We start from the raw sequence: 21,281 nt of genomic DNA, 5'->3' as shown, positions 1-21,281 counted from the left end.
TAAAATATAAACAAATGAAATACGATCAAATAGACAGTAAATTATTTATAAAAAACCGAAAAAGCTTTACGGCTGGAATGAAGCCTAACAGCCTTGCGGTTTTTAATGCTAACGATATTTACCCGATTGGTGCCGATAGCACTATGCCTTTTCAGCAAAACAGGGATTTATTTTATTTAAGCGGTGTAGACCAGGAGGAAGCAATTTTGGTGCTTTTCCCGGATGCCCCAAAACCGGAGCATCGTGAGATTTTATTTCTTACGGAAACTAATCCGCATATCGCAGTTTGGGAAGGCGCAAAATTAGATAAGGAAAAAGCTTTAGAAGTTAGCGGTATAGAAACGGTTTACTGGCTTCAGGATTTTGAGAAGATTTTCTTTGAAGTAATGTCCCAATGCGAGACAGTATATTTCAATACCAACGAGCATTATCGTGCGAATGTACAAACCGAAACTCGTGACGAAAGATTTATAAAATGGTGTAAAGAAAAATATCCTGCACACCAGGTTGCGAAAAGTAATCCTATTTTGCAGCGTCTACGTTCAGTAAAAGACCCTATTGAGCTGGATCTAATGCAAAAAGCTTGCGATATTACCGAAAAAGCTTTCCGCAGGGCATTAAAATTCACAAAACCCGGAGTGTGGGAACACGAAATTGAAGCCGAATACTGGCATGAAATGATTAGAAACCGTAGCCGCGGATTCGCTTACACTCCAATTATTGCCAGTGGAAATAACGCCAACGTACTGCATTATACCGAGAATAACCAACAATGTAAAGAAGGAGATTTAATCCTTTTAGACACCGGGGCAGAATATGCCAATTATTCCAGTGATATGACCAGAACTATTCCGGTTTCAGGAAAGTTTTCTGATAGACAGAAACAGATTTACAACACTGTAAATAAGGTTAAAAAAGAAGCTACAAAATGGTTGGTTCCCGGAACAATATGGGCAGAATACCATAAAGAAGTCGGTAAATTAATGACATCAGAATTACTAGATCATGGCTTATTGGATAAAGCCGATGTTCAAAATGAAGACCCAAAATGGCCTGCTTATAAAAAATATTTTATGCACGGGACCGCGCATAATATTGGATTAGACACCCACGATTACGGGATTTTAACCGAACCCATGAAGCCCAACCAGGTTTTCACCGTAGAACCGGGAATTTATTTACCCGATGAAGGTTTCGGAATTCGTTTGGAAGATGATGTGGTAATTCAGCCAGAAGGCGAGCCTTTCAACTTAATGCGCAATATCCCAATTGAAATTGAGGAGATTGAGGATATTATGAATTCTTAATAGAATAGGTCAATTACTTTTTACGTATCTGAACTTGTTTCAGATTCAAATATGAGATCTACCAGAATAATGAAAGATCCTGAAACCAGTTCAGGATGACGATTTAAAACCAAAGCCACGAATGCAAGAATTATTTTGTGAATTCGTGGCTTTTTCTATTTTAAGCACTAATGAAAACAACCTATAAAAACACACCTATTTCTTTTACCTCACAGGGAACAGGAAATCCTCTAGTTCTCTTGCATGGCTTTTTAGAGTCTAAAGAAATATGGCAGGATTTTGTGGTAGAACTATCAGCAAAGCGAAAGGTTATTTGCATAGACCTCCCCGGGCACGGTGAATCTGGGAATATTGTAGAAGTGCACACGATGGCTGAAATGGCAAAAGCAGTAAAAGCGGTTTTGGACGAGCTTGATATTCAACAGGCTTCTTTTGCAGGTCATTCTATGGGTGGCTATGTGAGTTTGGAATTTCAAAATATTTTTCCTACAATGTGCAACAGTCTGGTGTTGGTAAATTCTACTCCGCAGGAAGATTCTGAAGAACGAAAAGCAAATCGCGACCGCGCGGCTGCTTTGGTTCTAAAAAACAAAAGGGCTTTTGTAAGTATGGCTATCTCAAATTTATTGATGCCAGCAAATAATAAATTATTCAAACCTCAAATTGAAGAATTAAAAAATCGCGCTCTTAAGTTTTCTACTGAAGGAATCTACGCTGCAATTAAAGGAATGAAAATTCGTACAGATCACACCGGGCTTTTTGCAAATTTTAAAGGACAAAAAATTGTGATTGCAGGAAAAAATGATCCTGTTATGGATTTTAACACAATAAAAGTCATAGCTAAACGTTGTGGAAGTGAGTTTGAAAGTCTTCCGGGTGGTCATTTAGCCTTTTTGGAAGATAAAAATGAACTCTTTAAAATTTTGCAATTTGTCGATAAATTTTAACTTTTTGTCGAAAGTTTAACTTTTTTTTATACTTTAGACTTTCAGAAATAAGAAAATCAAGCTTTTATGAAAGAAAAACACCCTACTAGATTTTCATTCGGAAGAGTTCTTTGCAGCATTTTCGGGCATAAATTACGCGTGTCTAAAAATGTTACAGATCACGTTCACGAATACAAATGCGAGAAATGCGGCATGGAAATGACCGATACCGCAAATGGTTTTTTGGCTCGGTTAACCCCAAAATTCAAAGAAACCAACGATTATATTTCCAAAATACACCAAAAAAGAAAGCGTAAGCATTACGCTCACGCTTCTTAAGCATTTATTTCGGAATTAAATTCCCGGAAATTTATTCCTTTTTCTCAGATTTTTCATTTTTATCTTCCATAGAATTCCAGCCTCTTGCAATTAGTGGCAACTTCTGGTTTGCACGCGTTATTAAATGCATTCCTTCTTTTTCCTCTGCCATATGGCCTATTACGGTTAAGTTAGGATTTGCTTTTATTTTATCATAATCTTCCTGGGAAATAGTGAAAAGTAATTCGTAATCTTCGCCACCACTTAAAGCAATAGTAGTACTATCTATATCAAACTCCTCACAAACCGAAATCACTGCCGGGTCTAGCGGAATTTTCTCTTCATATAAATTTGCACCAACCTGAGAATTTTTACATAAATGGATGATTTCAGAGGAGAGTCCGTCGCTAATATCTATCATAGAAGTTGGTTTTACACCAAGTTCCTTCAATAAAGGCGCAATATCTTTTCTTGCTTCCGGCTTCAATTGTCTTTCAATTAAATAAGTATAAGGATCCAGATCTGGTTGGGCGTTCGGATTGGCTTTAAAAACCTCTTTTTCACGCTCTAAAATTTGCAGACCCATATAAGCCGCACCAAGATCGCCGGTCACCACAAGCAAATCATTTGGTTTAGCACCGCTACGGTAAACAATATCTTCTTTGTCAGCAATGCCGAGTGCGGTGATACTAATTAATAAGCCTGAAGTTGAAGAAGTAGTATCACCACCTACCACATCAATATTATATAATTTCGCAGCAAGTTCAATACCCGAATATAATTCTTCCAGCGCTTCTACCGGAAACCTGTTTGAAGCTGCTATAGAAACAGTGATTTGGGTGGCTTTAGCATTCATTGCGTAAACATCTGAAGCATTTACCATTACCGCCTTATACCCCAAATGTTTAAGAGGCATATAAGCCAAATCAAAATGAACACCTTCCACCAAAAGATCTGTAGTTACTACGGTGTGTTTATTTTCAAAATTTAATACTGCAGCATCGTCGCCAATGGCTTTTACAGTTGAAGAAAGTTTGGGTTCAAAACCTTTGGTAAGATGATCTATTAATCCAAATTCACCTAATTCTGAAAGGTTTGTGCGCATATCCTGACTATCCTGAAACATAACTAATTATTTTAATTTGCAAAATAACTGAATATTATTCAACTGCCATTATAAAGATAGGCATAGATTAAAAAAACGACGGTTTATTTATTTCAGAAAGAATTGAAAATAAACACTAAATGCTTTAATTTTCAGTTATTTAAAAGCAATTGACCTTTCAAAAATTAGAATTGGCAGGACTTATCAATGTATTCTTAAAACATATACCAGCGCTATGGTAAACCGCTTGTTTTATAGTATATTTGTACCCAATTTAGAATTAATCTTTTTAAGCTATGATAAAAGTAAGCGAAAGCGCTAAAAAAAAGATTGCCACACTTATGAGTGAAGAGGGTTTTGACAATATGAAAGACTTTGTTCGGGTAGGTGTGAAAAGCGGAGGCTGCTCTGGTTTGTCTTATGAGTTAAATTTTGACAAATCCAAGGCCGAAGATGACAAACTTTTTGAAGACAACGATATAAAAATAGTAGTAGATAAACGCAGCGTATTATACCTGGCAGGAACTGTTTTAGAATTTTCTGGCGGATTAAACGGCAAGGGATTTGTATTTAATAATCCTAACGCCCAAAGAACCTGTGGATGCGGAGAAAGTTTTTCTCTGTAATTAATTAAAAGGAACAGAATTTAAAAATAAAGATTAAACCTCTAAATTTTTAAACTTTTGAACCTTAAATATTTTTGAATAAATAAGAGATGGCATATACTGAAGATGATTTAAAAAAAGAGCTCGAAACGAAAGAATATGAGTACGGGTTTTATACCGACATTGAATCGGATACATTTCCTGTGGGATTAAATGAAGATATTGTTAGAGCGATCTCCAAAAAGAAAGAAGAACCGGAATGGATGACTGAATGGCGACTAAAAGCATATCGCCATTGGAAAACCATGAAAGAACCTGAATGGGCTAACGTGCATTACGAAAAGCCAAATTTTCAGAATATTTCTTACTATTCGGCTCCTAATAAAAAACCTAAATACGAGAGTTTAGACGAAGTAGATCCAGAATTGTTGGATACTTTTAAAAAGCTTGGAATTTCTGTAGACGAACAGAAAAAACTTGCCGGTGTTGCTGTAGATGTAGTTATGGATTCTGTTTCTGTAACCACAACATTTAAAAAGACGCTAGCTGAAAAAGGAATTATTTTTTGTTCAATTTCAGAAGCAATCAGGGAACATCCTGAGCTTGTTAAAAAATACATAGGCTCAGTAGTACCTACAACCGATAACTTTTACGCAGCATTAAATTCTGCAGTATTTAGTGATGGTTCATTTTGCTACATTCCAAAAGGCGTTAGATGCCCAATGGAACTTTCAACGTATTTTAGAATTAACCAGGCTGGTACCGGGCAATTTGAGCGTACGCTTGTAGTTGCAGAACCGGGAAGTTATGTTAGTTATCTTGAAGGTTGTACCGCACCTACCCGTGACGAAAATCAATTACACGCGGCGGTTGTAGAACTTATAGCATTAGATGATGCCGAAATTAAGTACAGTACTGTACAGAACTGGTTCCCGGGAAGTAAAGAAGGAAAAGGAGGAGTTTATAACTTCGTAACCAAACGTGGACTTTGTGAAAAAGGAGCTAAGATTTCCTGGACGCAAGTTGAAACGGGATCTGCAGTAACCTGGAAATATCCATCCTGTATTTTAAAAGGAGATAATTCTATTGGTGAATTTTATTCAATCGCGGTTACCAACAACCACCAGCAGGCAGATACCGGTACAAAAATGGTTCACCTTGGTAAAAATACCAAGAGTACCATTATCTCTAAAGGTATTTCAGCGGGACAGTCGCAAAACTCTTATCGCGGACTCGTGCAAATAAACGGCAGAGCTGAAAATGCCCGTAACTTTTCACAATGTGATTCCCTCTTAATGGGAAATAAATGTGGCGCGCATACCTTCCCATATATTGAAGTTAAAAACAAAAGCGGGCAGGTAGAACACGAAGCCACCACAAGTAAAATTGGAGAAGACCAAATTTTCTACTGTAACCAACGTGGTATTGATACCGAGAAAGCTATTGCTCTTATTGTTAACGGGTTTAGTAAAGAGGTATTGAACAAACTACCTATGGAGTTTGCAGTGGAAGCACAAAAACTATTAGAAATTTCTCTGGAAGGATCTGTAGGATAATTTGGGCGAATGAAGATTGAAGAAATGAAGAAGTTTTTACTAATTCTTAGCCTTGCTTTTACGGCTTTTTCCTGTCAGGACGAAGGCCGCCAGGATCTAATGAACCAGCCTGAAGCAGAAAAAGTTCCCGATAGTATTCAAACGCTAACCGGTGAATTTATTTATGCCGGCGATGCAGCAATTTTAAGAGGAAGCGATTTTGTTTATGGTGTAACTATAGACTCGATGTCTAAAGTACTCGCCGAGCAGGTACAACCATTTCAGAAGGAAGAATTTGATATGGTTCCAGTAAAAGTTAAAGGAAAAATTGTGCCCAACCCAAGACAGGAAGGCTGGGATGAGAATATAGAAATAAGAGAAATTATAGAAATTCTGGAGTCTGAGAAGGCTTTAGAAGAACAGGAAGAAGAATAATAAACCAATCCCAAATTTATTCGGGATGCATACAGATAATTTATGCTACAAATAAAGAATTTACACGCAAGTATAGAAGATAAAGAAATCTTAAAAGGAATTAATCTTGATATTAATCCCGGAGAAGTTCACGCTATTATGGGACCTAATGGTTCAGGAAAAAGTACACTTTCTTCGGTAATTGCGGGAAAAGAGGAATTTGAACAAACCCAGGGAGAAATTATTTTTGAAAACACAGAGATTTCAGAAATGGATCCTGAAGAAAGAGCTCATAAAGGTATCTTTCTTTCTTTTCAATATCCGGTGGAAATTCCTGGAGTTTCAGTTACCAATTTTATGAAAACCGCCATTAACGCTCATAGAAAAGCTAATGGACTGGAAGATATGCCGGCAAATGAAATGCTGAAAAAGATTAGAGAGAAATCTGAAAGTTTGGAAATTGACCGTAAATTTTTGTCAAGATCTTTAAATGATGGGTTTTCAGGTGGAGAAAAGAAAAGAAATGAAATCTTCCAAATGGCAATGTTAGAACCAAAATTGGCTATTCTTGATGAAACCGATTCAGGTTTGGATATTGATGCCCTTAAAATTGTTGCCGACGGGGTAAACAAATTAAGAAGCAAAGACAACGCAGTTTTGCTAATTACTCACTACCAGCGTTTGCTTAACTATATTGTACCAGATGTAGTTCACGTAATGATAGACGGTAAAATAGTGAAATCTGGCGGTAAAGAACTTGCACTCGAGCTGGAAGAAAGAGGTTACGAATGGGTTAAAGCCGAAAAAGCGGTTTAATAACTTATTTCGAAAAAAGTAAGAAAAGCTATTTTAGTCTTTTTGAAGACTGGTCAAGTTTCCCGCTTACGCGGGAAAGACAAAATACATTATCATGGAATTAAAAGAGAAATTAGTATCATCTTTCCTGGCTTTTGAAGAAGAGTACACAGGTTCTAACGATGATCTTCATAAAATAAGAAATCAGGCGATTAAGGATTTTGAAACTATAGGTTTCCCAAACCGAAAGCAGGAAGATTATAAATATACTTCCCTTAAATCAATTTTAAAGGAAGATTATAGTCTTTTTCCAAAACAGGAAAATACGCTTGAATATAAAGACATTAAAAAGTATTTTATCCACGAGATAGATACTTACGATTTAGTGTTTATAGATGGTATTTACTCATCACACTTATCTAGCACTACGCATGATAAGATTGATGTTTGCTTAATGTCTTCGGCTTTAAATAAAGATCTTTACAAACCGGTAATTGATAATTATTTCAACAAAATTGCTCCAAAAAATGGACTAAATTCGTTGAATACTGCTTTTACCAAAGAAGGGGCTTTTATTCATATTCACAAGAATACGATGGCCGATAAACCAATTCAGATCATTAATTTCTCTACCGGAAACGAATCTTCTTTATTAGTGCAGCCTCGTAATTTAATTGTGGTAGACGAAAATTCCCATTGCCAGATTATTGAGCGTCACCAAAGTTTAACAGATCAACCGGTGCTTACTAATTCGGTTACCGAAATTTTTGCTGATAAACGTGCTATAGTAGATTATTATAAGATTCAGAACGACAAACTTTCGGCGTCTTTAATTGATAATACCTACATAGAACAGAAATCTGAAAGTTTTTGCTCTGTACATACTTTTTCTCTTGGCGGAAAATTAACGCGTAACAACCTTAATTTTTATCAAAGAGGGGAACGCATAGATTCTACTATGAAAGGTGTTACCATTATTGAAGGAAAACAACACGTAGATCATAATACTTTGGTACATCACATAGAACCAAATTGTGAATCGCACCAGGATTACAAAGGTATTTTTGATGAAAAATCGGTTGGTGTTTTCAACGGGAAAGTAGTGGTTGAAAAAGAAGCGCAAAAAACAAATGCTTACCAGTCTAACAATAATGTTTTATTAAACGATAAAGCAACCATAAACTCAAAACCTCAGCTGGAAATTTTTGCAGACGATGTAAAATGTAGCCACGGTTGTACTATTGGACAGTTAGACGAAGAAGCATTATTCTATCTTCAATCTCGTGGTATTCCAAGAAAAGAAGCCAGCGGACTTTTAATGTATGCATTTGCCAATAATGTATTGGAAAGTGTAAAAATTCCAGAGATTAAGAAGAGAATCAATAAACTTATAGCCCTTAAATTGGGCGTAGAATTAGGATTCAACCTGTAAATCGCTATTAAAAGTAGCTTTAATAGAATCCTCAAATAAATATAAAAATGAGCATTGCTACTAATAATATAGCATTTAACGTTGACGAAATTAGAAAAGACTTCCCTATCCTAAATAGGGAAGTTAATGGTTACCCCCTGGTTTATTTTGACAACGCAGCAACTTCGCAAACGCCGAAACAGGTAATGTATGCTATTGTAGATTATTATTCTAATTACAATGCCAACATTCACCGCGGTGTGCACAGCCTGTCTCAGGAAGCAACCGACAAATATGAAGGTGCCAGGAAAAAAATTCAGCAACATTTTAATGCTGGAAAATCTCATGAGATCATTTTTACATCAGGAACTACGCACGGGATTAACCTCGTGGCAAGTGGTTTTTCATCTATTCTAAAAGAAGGCGATGAAATCCTGGTTTCAGCATTAGAGCATCATTCCAATATTGTGCCCTGGCAAATGCTTTGCGAAAAAACTGGTGCAAAACTGAAAGTTATTCCTATGAACGAACAGGGAGAACTTATTTACGAATCTTTTGAAGAATTGCTTTCAGAAAAAACAAAAATGGTTTTCCTAAACCACGTTTCAAACGCTTTGGGAACCATAAATCCTATTAAAAAGATTATAGATAGAGCCCACGAGAAAGGCGCAGCCGTTTTAATAGATGGCGCGCAAGCTGCCCCGCATATTAAGGCAGATGTACAGGCATTAGATGTGGATTTCTATGTGGTTTCTGCACATAAAATGTGTGGCCCAACAGGTGTTGGCGTTTTATATGGCAAAGAAGAATGGCTGAATAAACTCCCCCCCTACCAGGGTGGTGGCGAAATGATTGCTACGGTAAGCTTTGAAAAAACAACTTATGCCGGTCTTCCTCATAAATTTGAAGCGGGTACGCCTAATATCTGTGGTGGCATTGCTTTTGGCGCAGCTATAGATTATATGAATAGTATTGGTTTTGAAGCAATTTCCCGTTACGAGGAAGAATTGTTGGATTATGCTACTTTAAAACTTCAGGAAATTGAAGGGATGAAACTCTACGGGACTTCAAGAGAAAAGACCGCAGTTATTTCGTTTAATATTGAAGGGCTTCATCCGTATGATATTGGGACGCTCGTAGATAAAATGGGGGTCGCGGTAAGGACCGGCCACCATTGCGCACAGCCTATTATGGATTTTTATAAAATTCCAGGTACTGTTCGGGCTTCTTTTTCGTTTTATAATACCAAAGAAGAAATAGACCGGTTTATTGATGCAGTTATAAAAGCAAAATCAATGCTTTCCTAAATATATTAAATGAAAAAGATCTTATTTATATTCAGCGCATTTTTAATGATTTCCTGCGGAAATTCAGAAGAAAAAATTTCAGAAGATCCAGCAGACCTGAATTCACTAAGTGGCGATTATAATTTAGTAGAAATGGATGGAGAAGATATTTCTGCAGAAGGTTTCATTTTAAATTTTAATGGTACAGAAAAAAGGTTATCGGGAAAAACCGGTTGCAACAATTTTGTAGCCACCTATAAAATTCAGGATTCTATCGTGAAATTCAATCCGCCGTTGGGAACCAAAATGTACTGCGAAGGGCAAATGGAATATGAAGAGATTATGAATGAAGTAATTCCCGAAATTAGAAATGTTAGAATTAGCGATAAAGATTTAATATTTTTATCTAAAGAAAATCAGGAGCTTTTAAACCTGCAAAAAACAGAAGATAGTGAGTAAAACGATACAGGAAATACAGCAAGAAATTGTAGACGAATTTGCAATGTTCGAGGACTGGATGCAGCGTTATGAGTATATGATAGAGCTTGGAAAAGCGCTTCCGCTTATAGACGAAAAATATAAAATAGACGAAAACCTTATTAAAGGTTGTCAAAGTAAAGTGTGGGTTCACGCTGAACTTGAAGATGAGAAATTGGTTTTTACGGCCGATAGTGATGCGATTATTACCAAGGGAATTGTAGCCATTTTAATTAGGGCATTTTCCAATCATCATCCTTCAGCAATTATTGAAGCCGACACGAAATTTATTGATGAAATTGGCCTTAAAGAGCACTTGTCTCCTACCCGCGCCAATGGTTTGGTGAGTATGATCAAACAACTTAAAATGTATGCTGTAGCATACCAAACACAACTTAATTAAAATGGAACAGGAAATAGACACACAGGAATTAGGAGAAAAGATCGTAAAGGTTTTAAAAACTATTTATGATCCAGAAATCCCGGTAGATATTTACGAATTAGGCCTTATTTACGACGTAATGGTAAATACCGATCACGAAGTGAAAATATTAATGACCTTAACCACACCAAACTGCCCTGTTGCAGAGAGTTTGCCGCAGGAAGTGAAGGAGAGGGTAGCTTCTATAGATACGGTAAAAGATGCCGAAGTAGAAATTACTTTCGATCCGCCGTGGAATCAAGACCTTATTAGCGAGGAAGCAAAATTGGAATTAGGACTTTTATAAAAGTCCCATGGCCCCCAAAGGGAAATAAAAACTTTTACTTTAAATGTTTATTAGCTTTTAACCATTAACACTGAACCCATTTTATGGCCGAAGAAATAGTAAACCGAATAGCCAACAGTAAACTTATTACCTTTAACCTGGAGGATTATTATCCTGAGGGGGAACGCGTATTGTTTGATGTAAAAGACTGGCTTCTGGAAGGTTTCGTGCTGCGGGAAGGAGAATTTAGAGAACAGGCCAAAAACCACGACTGGAGTCAATACCAGGATAAATTTATAGCCCTTACCTGCTCCAGCGATGCAATAATCCCTGCCTGGGCATATATGTTATTGGCTACTTATTTACAGCCATATGCAAAAAAAGTAATCACCGGTGACCTGGAAACTTTGGAAACCGTACTTTATACCGAAGCTATTAATAAAATGGATGTTAGTAATCTTACAGATAAACCTGTGATCGTTAAAGGCTGCTCTCACAAACCGGTTCCAAAAAATGCCTATTTACTTTTAATAGAAAAACTGCAACCGGTAGTTAAAAGTTTAATGTATGGTGAGGCTTGCTCGTCGGTACCATTGTATAAAAAACCAAAAAATTAAGTTGAACCCTCTGGATGTATACTGCTACAATTAGCAAAACGCAGGAAGTAAATACAAAATAGTGGTAAACATCCAGATAGGGATCTTAAATTATAAACAAAATGAAAAAATTATTATTTGCTCTCGCCCTTTGTGGCGGGATTTTTAATTTATCGGCTCAGGAAGAAGAGAAAGAACAAAAACAAGGATGGACAAAAGAAGGAAACATAGCCATTCTTTTTAATCAGTCAGCCTTTAATGAAGAGTGGACGGGCGGTGGAACTTCCAATATTGCTGGAAACCTTCTTTTTGATTACGATTTTAATTATTTAAAAGACGATTTTACCTGGGATAATAAATTGCTCCTTGATTATGGGATGACTAAACAGCGAAGTGACGAATTTGCCAGGAAAACAAGTGACCGCTTAGAATTTAATTCGATTGCGGGAAAGCAGGTACAGGAATCAAACTGGTATTATTCGCTTTTTCTTAATTTTAGAACGCAAATTACAAAGGGCTATAAATTCGGCGAAGACCCTGAAAGCGGCCAAACAACCCGAAGTGAATATACCAATTTTCTATCTCCCGCTTACCTTCAATTTGGTCCCGGTATGATGTGGAAAAAAAGTGAAAATTTCTATATAAATCTTGCACCGGCTACGGGAAGAATGGTCTTTGTAGATAAAGATTTTACTTCAGGTCCAGATTATGTAGATGGTGATTATTTTGGTGTAGATGCAGGGAAAGCCATGCGTTTTGAACTTGGTGCATCGGTTTCGGGTTACGCGCAATTCGATATAATTGAGAATGTAACTATGGAGAATTTAATTAACCTCTACTCCAACTATTTGGAAGATCCTCAAAACGTAGATATCGATTATACGATGAACATGAAAATGAAGATTAACGATTATCTTTCTACAAACCTTATTTTCCAGGCTATTTACGACGACAATGCAGTAAAAGGTTTTCAAATTAGAGAAGTTTTTGGTTTAGGGTTTAATTATGGATTTTAACCAATAACAAACCCATAATTTATGCTGAACTTGTTTCCGTAGTTATTTTGATTATTTAAATACTGAAACGAGTTGAAAGTGAAGACAAAACCACCACAAAATTAAAAATACAACCTGCCTTTTCCGGCGGGTTTGTTGTTTATGAGCCTATTTTAGTTAAATATATGTTGAAATAATTTCCGCAAAAATCGCAGTAGCAATCTATTGTGTAACTTTGTATTTATGATTGAAAAAACCGACCTAACCCACGAGAAAGCTGTTCTAATTGGTATTGTAACCAAAGAGCAGGGGCATGATAAATTAGAAGAATACCTGGACGAATTAGAATTCCTTACCTATACCGCAGGCGGGGAAGTGATAAAGCGTTTTAGCCAGAATATGGATAAACCCAATCCAAAAACTTTTATAGGGACAGGGAAGATGAACGAGCTTAAACAGTTCGTAGATGAAAATGACGTAGGTACCGCTATTTTTGATGATGAACTTTCTCCTGCTCAACAGAAAAATATTGAGAAAATCCTGAAATGTAAAGTTTTAGATAGAACTACACTTATCCTCGATATTTTTGCTCAACGCGCACAAACCAGTTACGCGAGAACGCAGGTAGAACTTGCCCAATATGAATATTTATTACCGAGACTTGCGGGAATGTGGACTCACCTTGAACGCCAGCGTGGTGGTATTGGAATGCGTGGGCCAGGGGAAACAGAAATTGAAACTGACCGTAGGATTGTTAGAGACAAAATTTCCCTATTAAAGAAAAAACTTGAAACCATAGACAAACAAATGGAGGTGCAGCGTGGTAACCGCGGGCAGTTGGTAAGGGTTGCACTGGTAGGTTACACCAATGTTGGGAAATCTACTTTAATGAATACCATTAGTAAAAGTGAGGTTTTTGCCGAAAATAAACTTTTCGCAACCTTGGATACTACGGTAAGAAAAGTGGTAATTCGAAATTTACCCTTCCTTTTAACCGATACGGTAGGATTTATAAGGAAGTTGCCTACACAACTAGTAGAGTCTTTTAAATCTACCTTAGATGAAGTTAGAGAAGCCGATTTATTACTTCACGTGGTAGATATTTCTCACCCTAACTTTGAAGATCACATAGAATCGGTTAACCAGATTATGAGTGAGATTAAGAGTAATGACAAACCAACGATTATGGTTTTTAATAAAATTGATCAATATGAAGCTGAAGAAATTGAAGATGATGATTTAATGACCGAAAGGACAAAAGCGCATTATACGTTGAAAGAATGGAAGCAAACCTGGATGAATAAAATGGGAGATAACGTTCTGTTCATATCTGCTTTGAATAAAGAGAATATGGAAGATTTCCGCAGAAAAGTTTATGAAGCTGTTCGTAAAATTCATATTACCCGTTTTCCCTATAACAACTTCCTATATCCGGAATATGATAAATACGGAGAAGAAAAATAAAAGTATACAGCCCCGAAAATTTCGGGGCTTTTTATTGGTATTTTCAGTAAATTAGGGTATACCAATAATTTACTACAATGAAAAAATTAATCTTATTACCCTTACTTTTTTTCTTCGGAATAATGGGAGCTCAGGAGCTTGATGGCGCCTGGAAACTAATTCAAAAAAACGGTGAAACGGTGAGCGATCGTGAAGTGATTAAAATAGTTCAGGACGGTTATTTTGCCCTGGGTTCTAAAAATTTAAGTAATAATGAATTTTTAGGCGCTGCGGGAGGCGAACTTAGCCTGGAAGATGAAACCCTTACCGAAATCCGGGATTTTGACACCTACGATGCCGAAAACATTGGGACTGAACGGGAATATAATATTACCTGGGAAGGTGAAAACAAGATGGAAATTTCTGACGGAAATACTACTAAAATATGGGAACGTGTTTCAGATAAATCAGATGCTTTAACAGGAAACTGGGTAATTACCGGCCGTGAAAGAAACGGGGAAATGAGTACGATGACCCCAGGTGACAGGCGCACGGTAAAAATTTTAAGCGGTGGAAGGTTTCAATGGATCGCCTTTAATTCGGCTACCAAAGAATTTAATGGAACGGGTGGAGGAACTTATTCTGCAGAAAATGGAAAATATACTGAAAATATTGAATTCTTTTCACGAGATGCCAGCCGTGTAGGAGCAAGTTTAGAGTTTCAATATGAAGTTAAAAATGGCAAATGGCATCATAAAGGCAAAAGCTCTAAAGGAGATCCTATTTATGAAATCTGGTCGCCTTACAGCGAAGCTTATCAAAAATAAATTATCTAACTAAAAAAGCCTCCTTGGGCATATAGAATTCTCCGGGAGGCACTTCTTTTAGATAAAAACGAATAGCTTTTTCACTGTCTATATATTGCAAACGTATTTTTCCTGAAGTATAACTTACGGCACTTTCTATAGTTCCGTCGTAAACACCTTCAGCGATTTTAACCAAATTGATTGTAAACGAATTTCCATTTTTTCTTTTACAATCGGTATTTTCACCCTGTGAGAAGATCACGCAATGATTACCTTTAATACTTCCCTGGCTTTCATACTCCAGTTCTAATTCCATGGTATTCTGGCCGTCTGGAGATTTCCAGAACCAATTTCCGGCAAAATCCTGGGAATGTTGAGCAGAGCTTAAAGATGTAATTATCAAGAATAAAAAGAGTAATTTTTGCTTCATGCGCCGAGTTTAAATAATCTCCCAATTTACTCAATTCCCGCTTATTCGTATGTTATCAATATGATAAGTTGTGCTTTTATCTGGTGCAGCACCTAAATATCTAAAGGCGAAATGGATATCTCCCTTTAAGCAGGAAATATCTATTTCACTTTTTACAAATCTTTTTCCGTATTGATTAGTTGGGCCTATAGGAATTACAGCATCTACCGGCCTCCAATTCGTGGTTAGGACATTCCCGGTAAATTCCTCTGTAACGAGCACGCTTAGAATGGTTGCATTATCATAAGAAGACATAATCTCAAAAGATAAATTTGCTTCTGAAACTTCATCCAAATCTATTGGCGGACTCACCAGCCAGACTTCCATAGGGGTTTCTTCGGTATTATATGCTGAAACCCGAATATACCTATTCCCGTCAAATGTTCCCGGTTCAAATGCTTTGCCGCCGTTTACATTTATGTTAGTCCATCCATTATTTTCTAATGCAGAAAGACTTGCTATATTAATGAAATTTTCTTCGAAAATGAGGGAACCACCCCTTATATTATCACCCTCACATTTAAGAAATTCGGGGTCGCATCGATCTTCATCAAAATTAAAATCATCGGGTGAATTTACCGCGATCACAAAATAATCATCGTAAAAATTACGGGTTAGAATCCCCTTTACGCTTCCGGAATTTTCAGGCAAATAAAGGGATTTAAAACCCGAGAAAGTACTGGTGCTTAACATCGCGCTGGCACCGGTACGGCAACTTTCCAGCTGCCTTTCACCATCATACTCATCGGTTATTTCCCCTGCAAAAGTATAATGATGCTGTTCCCTTAGTAGGTTTAGATTGAACTGGACATTTTTAACTTTAATAAATAAATTTTCGTGTCTTTCATTAAATTCTGAAATTTCAAGTTGTAGTGGAAGAATTTCCGCAGTTTCCATAGTTCTAATAATATGATCGTCTATCCTTGAAGGTGGGATTGTCACCACGTCTCCCCTATTCTGAACTCCTAATTGATGCACTCCATTGTTAGACCATAAAGCGAGACCGTCTAATTTTACATAGATTTTCCTTCCAAAATTATAGGTTTCAAAAAGCGAATTATCATCTACCAGAAGTAATATGCCAGCAGTTGGGTTTTCAGGTTTATCCTGCAACACCAGTTCTTTATAAAAATTTCCACCCTCATCACTGGAAACTACACAAGCTTCCATTACCGTATTGGTTTCAGAAAAAACATAGATTTCTTCGGTTTCTGGATTAAAATTGCTTTTTACTGCAGAAATTCCGGTAATATTTCCTTCAATATTTATCTCTTTATTTTTGGATTCCGGCAGCTGAAAATCATCAGTTTCCACGCAAGAAGTAGCTAAAAAAGCGAATAAAACAGTTACAATTAAATTGAAATTTTTCATAACTATAATTTTAAAATCTAACATAAATCATAGCAAAATAGGAAGCACCGGTGCCATAGTATTTAGGTCCAAAAATGGGGTTTTCCCTCTCCCGGTCTTGTTTTAAAGTGCGGTAATTGGCATTTCGGGATTGCTCGAAGCCACCGGTTTTATAGAGCTTATCAAAAATATTATTGAGACTCACAAAGAAGCCGATAAACTTTCCTTTTACCAAACAGGATTTGCCACCTATGGCATTTACAAGCATATAATCTTTAAATTGTTCTTGTTTTAGCAGTTTCTCGGCAACATTTTCATCGTAATTCAAAATGGGTAGACCATCGCTATCATTCAGGAAATTCGCAGTTCTAGTTAACGGACTTACATCCAGAAAAGCCTGGGAGAAAAAATTTATTGTAGTTCCAAACCACCAATAATCGGGGTCACGATATTCAAATCCAATTTGCGCGGCTCTCTGCGGGCCGCCGGCTATCCTGTAATTTTTTAAATAAGAAGTCCCGTAATCTACCATATCATTAAAATCGTCTGAAGTTAAATAGAGTTCAGGATTATTGCTATAAACAAATTGTCCCAATGCCGCCGCAGCTTTTAATTTTATGGCTGAAGTTAATTGGGCCTCAACTCCCATTTCCAAACCTAAATGTTGTTTATCAATTCCGCTTAAAACCTCTTGCACGAATGCTGTAGTGCTATTTCTACCCAATCCTGAAAGTCCATCGGCATAATAAAATGAAATTTCAGTAGCATCTTTAATTTGCGTGTAATAAGCAGAAAGCCTGGCTTTGATTTTACTGGATCTATACCATAAAATTATTCTTGATTCCATATTTAAGAAAGAACCTTTGGCTAAGATTATAAGTATGGGCGATTTTAACGATGATCCCACCAATAAAAGTTTCAAGGAAGTATTAAAAACTGTAGCTACTCAAAATGAAGTAAACCCACATCAATTATATAACCCTATGGAAAAAATGCTAAAGAAAGGAATGGGCACCCTTGCTTACCGGGATGGCTGGAATTTATTTGATCAGATTCTTGTTTCTGGCGGTTTAACCGGGAGAAATTATTCTACATTTCAGTTTTATAAAACAGGTATCTTTAATAAAAAACAACTCATTACTGAGAAAGGTCAATATAAAGGTTATCCTTTTAGGAGTTACGGCTATTCAGGTTATCAGGGCGGTTACAGTGACCATTTTCCGGTTTATATTTACCTGCTTAAAGAAGTCTCTTCAAATCCAAACCGAGACAATAAATAAATTACCTCGTAGCCTTTAAATCTCGATGATTGGATGAAAGTAAAACCTTAGAAATAATTTAATTATACAGTTTTAAAACCAGGCGTTCCAGGGAATACGGGATAACATTACCAACAATCCTAAGGTATAAAATATAGCAAGGATTTTAAACTTAGGCTTTGAAGTAAGTTTACTCTTGTGTTTTGAATATCCAATGGTAATTAAAGTTACCGCAATAATCATCATTAATGGATGTTCCAGAATGTAAAGTCTCAAAGTAGGATCTGGCATTACCGTACCCATTCCTTCTTCCAGAAGTACTGAAAAATAAGGAGAAACAAAGTATAAAACTATTCCTATTAAAAGCTGAATATGTGAAGTGATAAGTGTGAAAAGTGCAATCCTAAAATTAGTTGCTCCATACTCTTTATTAGAAGCATAACCAATAATTGCATTTATAGAGGCTACAAATAAAACTATTAATACTAAATAAGCCCAATAAGAATGAATGAATTGTACAGTTGGATACATAGGAGTAAATTTTTAGTAAAGATAGGATTTTCTATAAAATTGTAGCAGCATTGTACTTCTAAGTTTAGAATTGAATATCCAGTTTTTCAATATTAACTGAAATCATATTTTTTAGTTTTTTGGCATTTTAATTGATGGTTATTTAAAATACCAACCATTCTATTAAGTTTCTTATCATTTATTTACTAACTATTAATCTAATTTATTATGAAACCTAAGAAAAATGCCAAAGCCGATCTTCGGAAAAAATCAAACCTGTTTTTATCATTCGGACTTATTGTAGCCTTACTGGCCAGCTTATTATTAATAGAATGGAAAACCTACGTCAAGGATGAATTTACAAAAGAGCAGGTCTATTTAAATGATCTTGAAGAAGAAGTTATCCCCATTACCGAGTTAGCAAACACTCCGCCACCAAAAGCTCCGGTAATTCCAGATGAAATAGAGGTCATTAAAGATGACCCCGAAGCCAAAGAAGACGAAATTGAGTCTACCGAAGCAAATCTTGACGACATTGTAGAACCGGAGGAAATAATTGATCATAAACCCGATGAAGAAGTAGAAACTGTTCCTTTTACATTAATTGAAGATGTACCAATATTTCCGGGTTGTGAAGCATTAGAAGATAATACAGCAAGAAAGAACTGCATGAGTGAAAAAATAACCACTTATGTAAATAAGAATTTCAATAAGGATCTGGGTGGTGAATTAGGTCTTTCAGGAGTAAATCGTATCAATATTCTTTTTCAAATAAATACTGAAGGAGATATCGTAAATATACAGGCACGAGCGCCACATCCAAAACTGGAAGAAGAAGCCAAAAAGCTAATTGAAGCCCTACCAAAAATGCAACCAGGCAAACAACGCGGAAAGCCTGTTAATGTAAATTATGCCTTACCCATAATTTTCCAGGTTCAGGAATAAAAATCAACTTTCTACAATACCTAAAAAATTCAATTCATGAAGTATAATTTACTATTTATTTTAAGCCTATTTCTCTGCAACTCGATTTCGGCACAGACAATAACCGGAACGGTAAGTAATGAAAACTCAACACCACTTCCCGGCGTTAACATCCTTAATAAGAGCACAAATTCCGGGACACAAACCGATTTCGACGGAAAATACAGCATTAAAGCTAAAAAAGGAGATCTTCTTACCTTCAGCTTTATTGGTTATAAAACCAAAGAGGTTAAGGTTAAAGATAAAAAGGTGATTAATGCCTCTTTAGAGCCTGACAATGTTTCTTTGAACGAAGAAGTAGTAGCGGTTTCAGAAACGATAAGAATTCGAGGAACTTCAAGTTTACAGACTGGCTATGGCTATAACAATAGAACTAACACAGAAGCTTATAAAGAAAAAAACGAGAATATCTTCAAGAGTGTTAAGACCGCACCACTTTCTACCTTTTCTATAGATGTAGACCGTGCTTCTTACAGCAATATTAGGAGGATGATCAACAATGGGCAGGAGATACCCAAAGGCGCCGTTAAAATAGAGGAAATGATAAATTATTTCAACTACAATTATGCCGGGCCTAAAGATGAACATCCCTTTGCCATACATACAGAGGTAGCAAAATCTCCCTGGAACCAACAAACAAAAATCGCGAAAATAGCCTTACAGGGTAAAAACATTCCTACTGAGGATATCCCGGCATCCAATCTTACCTTCCTATTAGATGTTTCAGGTTCTATGAATTCCCCTAACAAATTACCCTTACTAAAATCTTCTTTTAAAATCCTGGTGAACCAGTTACGGGAAGAAGATCGGGTAGCCATAGTGGTTTACGCGGGCGCTGCAGGGGTTGTTTTAGAATCCACACCCGGCAGTGAAAAAATAAAGATCCTGGAAGCGATTAATAACCTAAATGCAGGGGGCTCCACAGCCGGAGGTGAGGGCATAGAATTAGCTTATAAAATTGCAAAAGAGAACTTTATTGAAGGGGGAAACAACAGGGTGATTCTCGCAACAGATGGTGATTTTAATATTGGCAGCAGCAGTGATAGCGCAATGAAGCAATTAATTGAAGAAAAAAGGGAAAGTGGTGTATTTCTAACCGCTTTAGGTTTTGGAATGGGAAATTACAAGGACTCAAAACTGGAAAGCCTTGCCCAGGCCGGGAATGGCAACCACGCTTATATAGATAGCATGCAGGAATCCAGACGAGTTCTGGGAACTGAGTTTGGAGGAACACTTCACACCATTGCCAAAGATGTAAAAATACAGGTAGAATTCAATCCCGCAAAAATCCAGGCCTACCGATTAATTGGTTATGAAAATCGATTATTGAATGCAGAAGATTTTAATGATGATGAAAAGGATGCCGGGGAACTTGGAAGTGGCCACACCGTTACAGCTCTTTATGAGCTAATTCCTGTAGGAGTTGAAAGTGAGTATTTAAAAGAAATAGACTCACTGAAGTATACTAACACCGAATTAAAAAATAATAGCGGTGAGTTATTTACGGTAAAATTTAGGTATAAGGATCCAGAGGGTGCAAAAAGCAAGCTCATTACCAAGACGGTAGCAGATACTGAAAAGGATTTTGAAGAAGCCAGCACCGATTTTAAGTTTGCTGCTGCTGTAGCTCTTTATGGAATGAAATTAACCGATTCAGAATTTGTGAAAAATCATAATACTGGATTCATATTAGATCTTGCCGAAAAAGGTCGTGGAGAGGATAAGGAAGGTTACAGAGCGGAATTTATAAGACTTGTAAAAAGTGAAGTAAATTAATAAACAGGTCTTTCTAACCACCTTTAAAAACAAAGAGGCTGTCTGAAAAGGCAGCCTTGTTTGTTGTATTATTTTCTGGTTTTTAGTATTTTCATGTAATGAAAGCCAGAGCAGTATTTAAGACCTATGACCAGTCGCAGTTAAGTCTTTTGCCTCCCAGTTATGATGATCTGGTCCCTGCCCATCATCCCGTTAGAATCGTCAATA

24 protein-coding genes are annotated in these 21,281 nt (G+C 36.6%); 19 read left to right on the top strand and 5 right to left on the bottom strand.

What is annotated here, in order from left to right; all coding sequences use genetic code 11:
* The first annotated feature begins 14 nt into the window (after positions 1–14).
* From B4F31_RS00120 to B4F31_RS00110, 3 genes are all read left to right on the top strand, one after another.
* Positions 15–1,307, top strand: a complete 1,293-nt coding sequence (locus B4F31_RS00120) for an aminopeptidase P family protein (protein WP_075327870.1) — start codon at positions 15–17, stop codon at positions 1,305–1,307.
* A 170-nt stretch (positions 1,308–1,477) separates the two neighbouring features.
* Positions 1,478–2,254: an alpha/beta fold hydrolase gene (locus tag B4F31_RS00115; protein ID WP_286760312.1), complete on the top strand. Its 777-nt coding sequence runs from the start codon at positions 1,478–1,480 to the stop codon at positions 2,252–2,254.
* A 66-nt stretch (positions 2,255–2,320) separates the two neighbouring features.
* Complete coding sequence (locus B4F31_RS00110; RefSeq protein WP_075325180.1) at positions 2,321–2,572, top strand: hypothetical protein; 252 nt, start codon at positions 2,321–2,323, stop codon at positions 2,570–2,572.
* A gap of 31 nt (positions 2,573–2,603) precedes the next feature.
* Here the strand turns inward: B4F31_RS00110 and thiL are convergent, their stop codons facing one another.
* Positions 2,604–3,677 (bottom strand): thiamine-phosphate kinase, encoded by a 1,074-nt coding sequence (thiL, locus tag B4F31_RS00105; protein WP_075325181.1) that lies wholly within the window; start codon positions 3,675–3,677, stop codon positions 2,604–2,606.
* Between the two features lie 275 nt (positions 3,678–3,952).
* Here thiL and B4F31_RS00100 point away from each other — a divergent pair, with 275 nt between their 5' ends.
* From B4F31_RS00100 to B4F31_RS00040, 13 genes are all read left to right on the top strand, one after another.
* Complete coding sequence (locus B4F31_RS00100) at positions 3,953–4,282, top strand: HesB/IscA family protein (RefSeq protein ID WP_075325182.1); 330 nt, start codon at positions 3,953–3,955, stop codon at positions 4,280–4,282.
* Positions 4,283–4,371: 89 nt separating this feature from the next.
* Complete coding sequence (gene sufB, locus B4F31_RS00095; protein ID WP_075325183.1) at positions 4,372–5,817, top strand: Fe-S cluster assembly protein SufB; 1,446 nt, start codon at positions 4,372–4,374, stop codon at positions 5,815–5,817.
* Between the two features lie 9 nt (positions 5,818–5,826).
* Positions 5,827–6,231, top strand: a complete 405-nt coding sequence (locus B4F31_RS00090) for a hypothetical protein (protein WP_083634124.1) — start codon at positions 5,827–5,829, stop codon at positions 6,229–6,231.
* Between the two features lie 42 nt (positions 6,232–6,273).
* Positions 6,274–7,026, top strand: a complete 753-nt coding sequence (sufC, locus tag B4F31_RS00085) for a Fe-S cluster assembly ATPase SufC (RefSeq protein ID WP_075325184.1) — start codon at positions 6,274–6,276, stop codon at positions 7,024–7,026.
* A 94-nt stretch (positions 7,027–7,120) separates the two neighbouring features.
* The gene (gene sufD, locus B4F31_RS00080) at positions 7,121–8,437 is read left to right on the top strand and encodes a Fe-S cluster assembly protein SufD (RefSeq protein WP_075325185.1); all 1,317 of its coding nucleotides are present in this window, start codon (positions 7,121–7,123) and stop codon (positions 8,435–8,437) included.
* 47 nt (positions 8,438–8,484) lie between these two features.
* Positions 8,485–9,723 carry an aminotransferase class V-fold PLP-dependent enzyme gene (locus tag B4F31_RS00075; protein ID WP_075325186.1) on the top strand — a complete coding sequence of 413 codons (1,239 nt, stop codon included), beginning with the start codon at positions 8,485–8,487 and terminating at the stop codon, positions 9,721–9,723.
* A 9-nt stretch (positions 9,724–9,732) separates the two neighbouring features.
* Positions 9,733–10,161, top strand: coding sequence for an META domain-containing protein (locus B4F31_RS00070; protein ID WP_083634125.1), 429 nt, complete (start codon positions 9,733–9,735; stop codon positions 10,159–10,161).
* Between the two features lie 43 nt (positions 10,162–10,204).
* Complete coding sequence (locus B4F31_RS00065) at positions 10,205–10,582, top strand: SufE family protein (RefSeq protein WP_075327872.1); 378 nt, start codon at positions 10,205–10,207, stop codon at positions 10,580–10,582.
* A 1-nt stretch (position 10,583) separates the two neighbouring features.
* On the top strand, positions 10,584–10,907 hold the full coding sequence (locus B4F31_RS00060) for an iron-sulfur cluster assembly protein (RefSeq protein WP_075325188.1): 324 nt from the start codon (positions 10,584–10,586) through the stop codon (positions 10,905–10,907).
* 83 nt (positions 10,908–10,990) lie between these two features.
* Positions 10,991–11,503: a DUF2480 family protein gene (locus B4F31_RS00055; protein WP_075325189.1), complete on the top strand. Its 513-nt coding sequence runs from the start codon at positions 10,991–10,993 to the stop codon at positions 11,501–11,503.
* A 101-nt stretch (positions 11,504–11,604) separates the two neighbouring features.
* Positions 11,605–12,498 (top strand): DUF3078 domain-containing protein, encoded by an 894-nt coding sequence (locus tag B4F31_RS00050; protein WP_075325190.1) that lies wholly within the window; start codon positions 11,605–11,607, stop codon positions 12,496–12,498.
* A gap of 222 nt (positions 12,499–12,720) precedes the next feature.
* Positions 12,721–13,941 carry a GTPase HflX gene (hflX, locus tag B4F31_RS00045; RefSeq protein WP_075325191.1) on the top strand — a complete coding sequence of 407 codons (1,221 nt, stop codon included), beginning with the start codon at positions 12,721–12,723 and terminating at the stop codon, positions 13,939–13,941.
* Between the two features lie 77 nt (positions 13,942–14,018).
* Positions 14,019–14,747, top strand: a complete 729-nt coding sequence (locus B4F31_RS00040; RefSeq protein ID WP_075325192.1) for a hypothetical protein — start codon at positions 14,019–14,021, stop codon at positions 14,745–14,747.
* A 1-nt stretch (position 14,748) separates the two neighbouring features.
* Here B4F31_RS00040 and B4F31_RS00035 read toward each other — a convergent pair whose 3' ends face one another.
* Genes B4F31_RS00035 through B4F31_RS00025 form a run of 3 tightly spaced genes read right to left on the bottom strand, consistent with a single transcriptional unit; the run spans position 14,749 to position 17,392 of the window.
* The gene (locus B4F31_RS00035) at positions 14,749–15,156 is read right to left on the bottom strand and encodes a hypothetical protein (RefSeq protein WP_075325193.1); all 408 of its coding nucleotides are present in this window, start codon (positions 15,154–15,156) and stop codon (positions 14,749–14,751) included.
* A 30-nt stretch (positions 15,157–15,186) separates the two neighbouring features.
* Positions 15,187–16,566: a DUF5689 domain-containing protein gene (locus B4F31_RS00030; RefSeq protein ID WP_286760311.1), complete on the bottom strand. Its 1,380-nt coding sequence runs from the start codon at positions 16,564–16,566 to the stop codon at positions 15,187–15,189.
* 10 nt (positions 16,567–16,576) lie between these two features.
* Positions 16,577–17,392 carry a hypothetical protein gene (locus tag B4F31_RS00025; RefSeq protein ID WP_286760310.1) on the bottom strand — a complete coding sequence of 272 codons (816 nt, stop codon included), beginning with the start codon at positions 17,390–17,392 and terminating at the stop codon, positions 16,577–16,579.
* A 16-nt stretch (positions 17,393–17,408) separates the two neighbouring features.
* Here B4F31_RS00025 and B4F31_RS00020 point away from each other — a divergent pair, with 16 nt between their 5' ends.
* Positions 17,409–17,825 carry a hypothetical protein gene (locus B4F31_RS00020; protein ID WP_156858126.1) on the top strand — a complete coding sequence of 139 codons (417 nt, stop codon included), beginning with the start codon at positions 17,409–17,411 and terminating at the stop codon, positions 17,823–17,825.
* A 72-nt stretch (positions 17,826–17,897) separates the two neighbouring features.
* On the opposite strand, the gene B4F31_RS00015 is transcribed toward B4F31_RS00020, so the two are convergent.
* Positions 17,898–18,335: a hypothetical protein gene (locus tag B4F31_RS00015; protein ID WP_075325196.1), complete on the bottom strand. Its 438-nt coding sequence runs from the start codon at positions 18,333–18,335 to the stop codon at positions 17,898–17,900.
* A 207-nt stretch (positions 18,336–18,542) separates the two neighbouring features.
* Between B4F31_RS00015 and B4F31_RS00010 the strand changes: the two genes are divergently transcribed.
* Both B4F31_RS00010 and B4F31_RS00005 read left to right on the top strand, forming a co-directional pair.
* Complete coding sequence (locus B4F31_RS00010) at positions 18,543–19,259, top strand: energy transducer TonB (RefSeq protein WP_075325197.1); 717 nt, start codon at positions 18,543–18,545, stop codon at positions 19,257–19,259.
* 36 nt (positions 19,260–19,295) lie between these two features.
* Positions 19,296–21,074, top strand: a complete 1,779-nt coding sequence (locus tag B4F31_RS00005) for a vWA domain-containing protein (RefSeq protein ID WP_286760309.1) — start codon at positions 19,296–19,298, stop codon at positions 21,072–21,074.
* Positions 21,075–21,281: the final 207 nt, after the last annotated feature.

It is taken from the genome of Salegentibacter sp. UBA1130 (assembly GCF_002311535.1).
In the GTDB taxonomy this organism is placed as follows: Bacteria; Bacteroidota; Bacteroidia; order Flavobacteriales; family Flavobacteriaceae; genus Salegentibacter; species Salegentibacter agarivorans.
The sequence above is the reverse complement of the archived record's forward strand: the minus strand, read 5'-3'. Positions and strand labels throughout refer to the sequence as shown.

Bases quoted from the DNA above. Each gene is read 5' to 3' on its own strand.
- B4F31_RS00030 (WP_286760311.1), bottom strand. From the start codon at position 16,566: ATGAAAAATTTCAATTTAATTGTAACTGTTTTATTCGCTTTTTTAGCT.
- B4F31_RS00115 (WP_286760312.1), top strand. From the start codon at position 1,478: ATGAAAACAACCTATAAAAACACACCTATTTCTTTTACCTCACAGGGA.
- thiL (WP_075325181.1), bottom strand. From the start codon at position 3,677: ATGTTTCAGGATAGTCAGGATATGCGCACAAACCTTTCAGAATTAGGT.
- B4F31_RS00090 (WP_083634124.1), top strand. From the start codon at position 5,827: ATGAAGATTGAAGAAATGAAGAAGTTTTTACTAATTCTTAGCCTTGCT.
- hflX (WP_075325191.1), top strand. From the start codon at position 12,721: ATGATTGAAAAAACCGACCTAACCCACGAGAAAGCTGTTCTAATTGGT.
- B4F31_RS00055 (WP_075325189.1), top strand. From the start codon at position 10,991: ATGGCCGAAGAAATAGTAAACCGAATAGCCAACAGTAAACTTATTACC.
- B4F31_RS00065 (WP_075327872.1), top strand. From the start codon at position 10,205: ATGTTCGAGGACTGGATGCAGCGTTATGAGTATATGATAGAGCTTGGA.
- B4F31_RS00040 (WP_075325192.1), top strand. From the start codon at position 14,019: ATGAAAAAATTAATCTTATTACCCTTACTTTTTTTCTTCGGAATAATG.
- B4F31_RS00060 (WP_075325188.1), top strand. From the start codon at position 10,584: ATGGAACAGGAAATAGACACACAGGAATTAGGAGAAAAGATCGTAAAG.
- B4F31_RS00100 (WP_075325182.1), top strand. From the start codon at position 3,953: ATGATAAAAGTAAGCGAAAGCGCTAAAAAAAAGATTGCCACACTTATG.
- B4F31_RS00035 (WP_075325193.1), bottom strand. From the start codon at position 15,156: ATGAAGCAAAAATTACTCTTTTTATTCTTGATAATTACATCTTTAAGC.
- B4F31_RS00005 (WP_286760309.1), top strand. From the start codon at position 19,296: ATGAAGTATAATTTACTATTTATTTTAAGCCTATTTCTCTGCAACTCG.
- sufC (WP_075325184.1), top strand. From the start codon at position 6,274: ATGCTACAAATAAAGAATTTACACGCAAGTATAGAAGATAAAGAAATC.
- B4F31_RS00120 (WP_075327870.1), top strand. From the start codon at position 15: ATGAAATACGATCAAATAGACAGTAAATTATTTATAAAAAACCGAAAA.
- B4F31_RS00010 (WP_075325197.1), top strand. From the start codon at position 18,543: ATGAAACCTAAGAAAAATGCCAAAGCCGATCTTCGGAAAAAATCAAAC.
- sufD (WP_075325185.1), top strand. From the start codon at position 7,121: ATGGAATTAAAAGAGAAATTAGTATCATCTTTCCTGGCTTTTGAAGAA.
- sufB (WP_075325183.1), top strand. From the start codon at position 4,372: ATGGCATATACTGAAGATGATTTAAAAAAAGAGCTCGAAACGAAAGAA.
- B4F31_RS00050 (WP_075325190.1), top strand. From the start codon at position 11,605: ATGAAAAAATTATTATTTGCTCTCGCCCTTTGTGGCGGGATTTTTAAT.
- B4F31_RS00025 (WP_286760310.1), bottom strand. From the start codon at position 17,392: ATGGAATCAAGAATAATTTTATGGTATAGATCCAGTAAAATCAAAGCC.
- B4F31_RS00015 (WP_075325196.1), bottom strand. From the start codon at position 18,335: ATGTATCCAACTGTACAATTCATTCATTCTTATTGGGCTTATTTAGTA.
- B4F31_RS00110 (WP_075325180.1), top strand. From the start codon at position 2,321: ATGAAAGAAAAACACCCTACTAGATTTTCATTCGGAAGAGTTCTTTGC.
- B4F31_RS00070 (WP_083634125.1), top strand. From the start codon at position 9,733: ATGAAAAAGATCTTATTTATATTCAGCGCATTTTTAATGATTTCCTGC.
- B4F31_RS00075 (WP_075325186.1), top strand. From the start codon at position 8,485: ATGAGCATTGCTACTAATAATATAGCATTTAACGTTGACGAAATTAGA.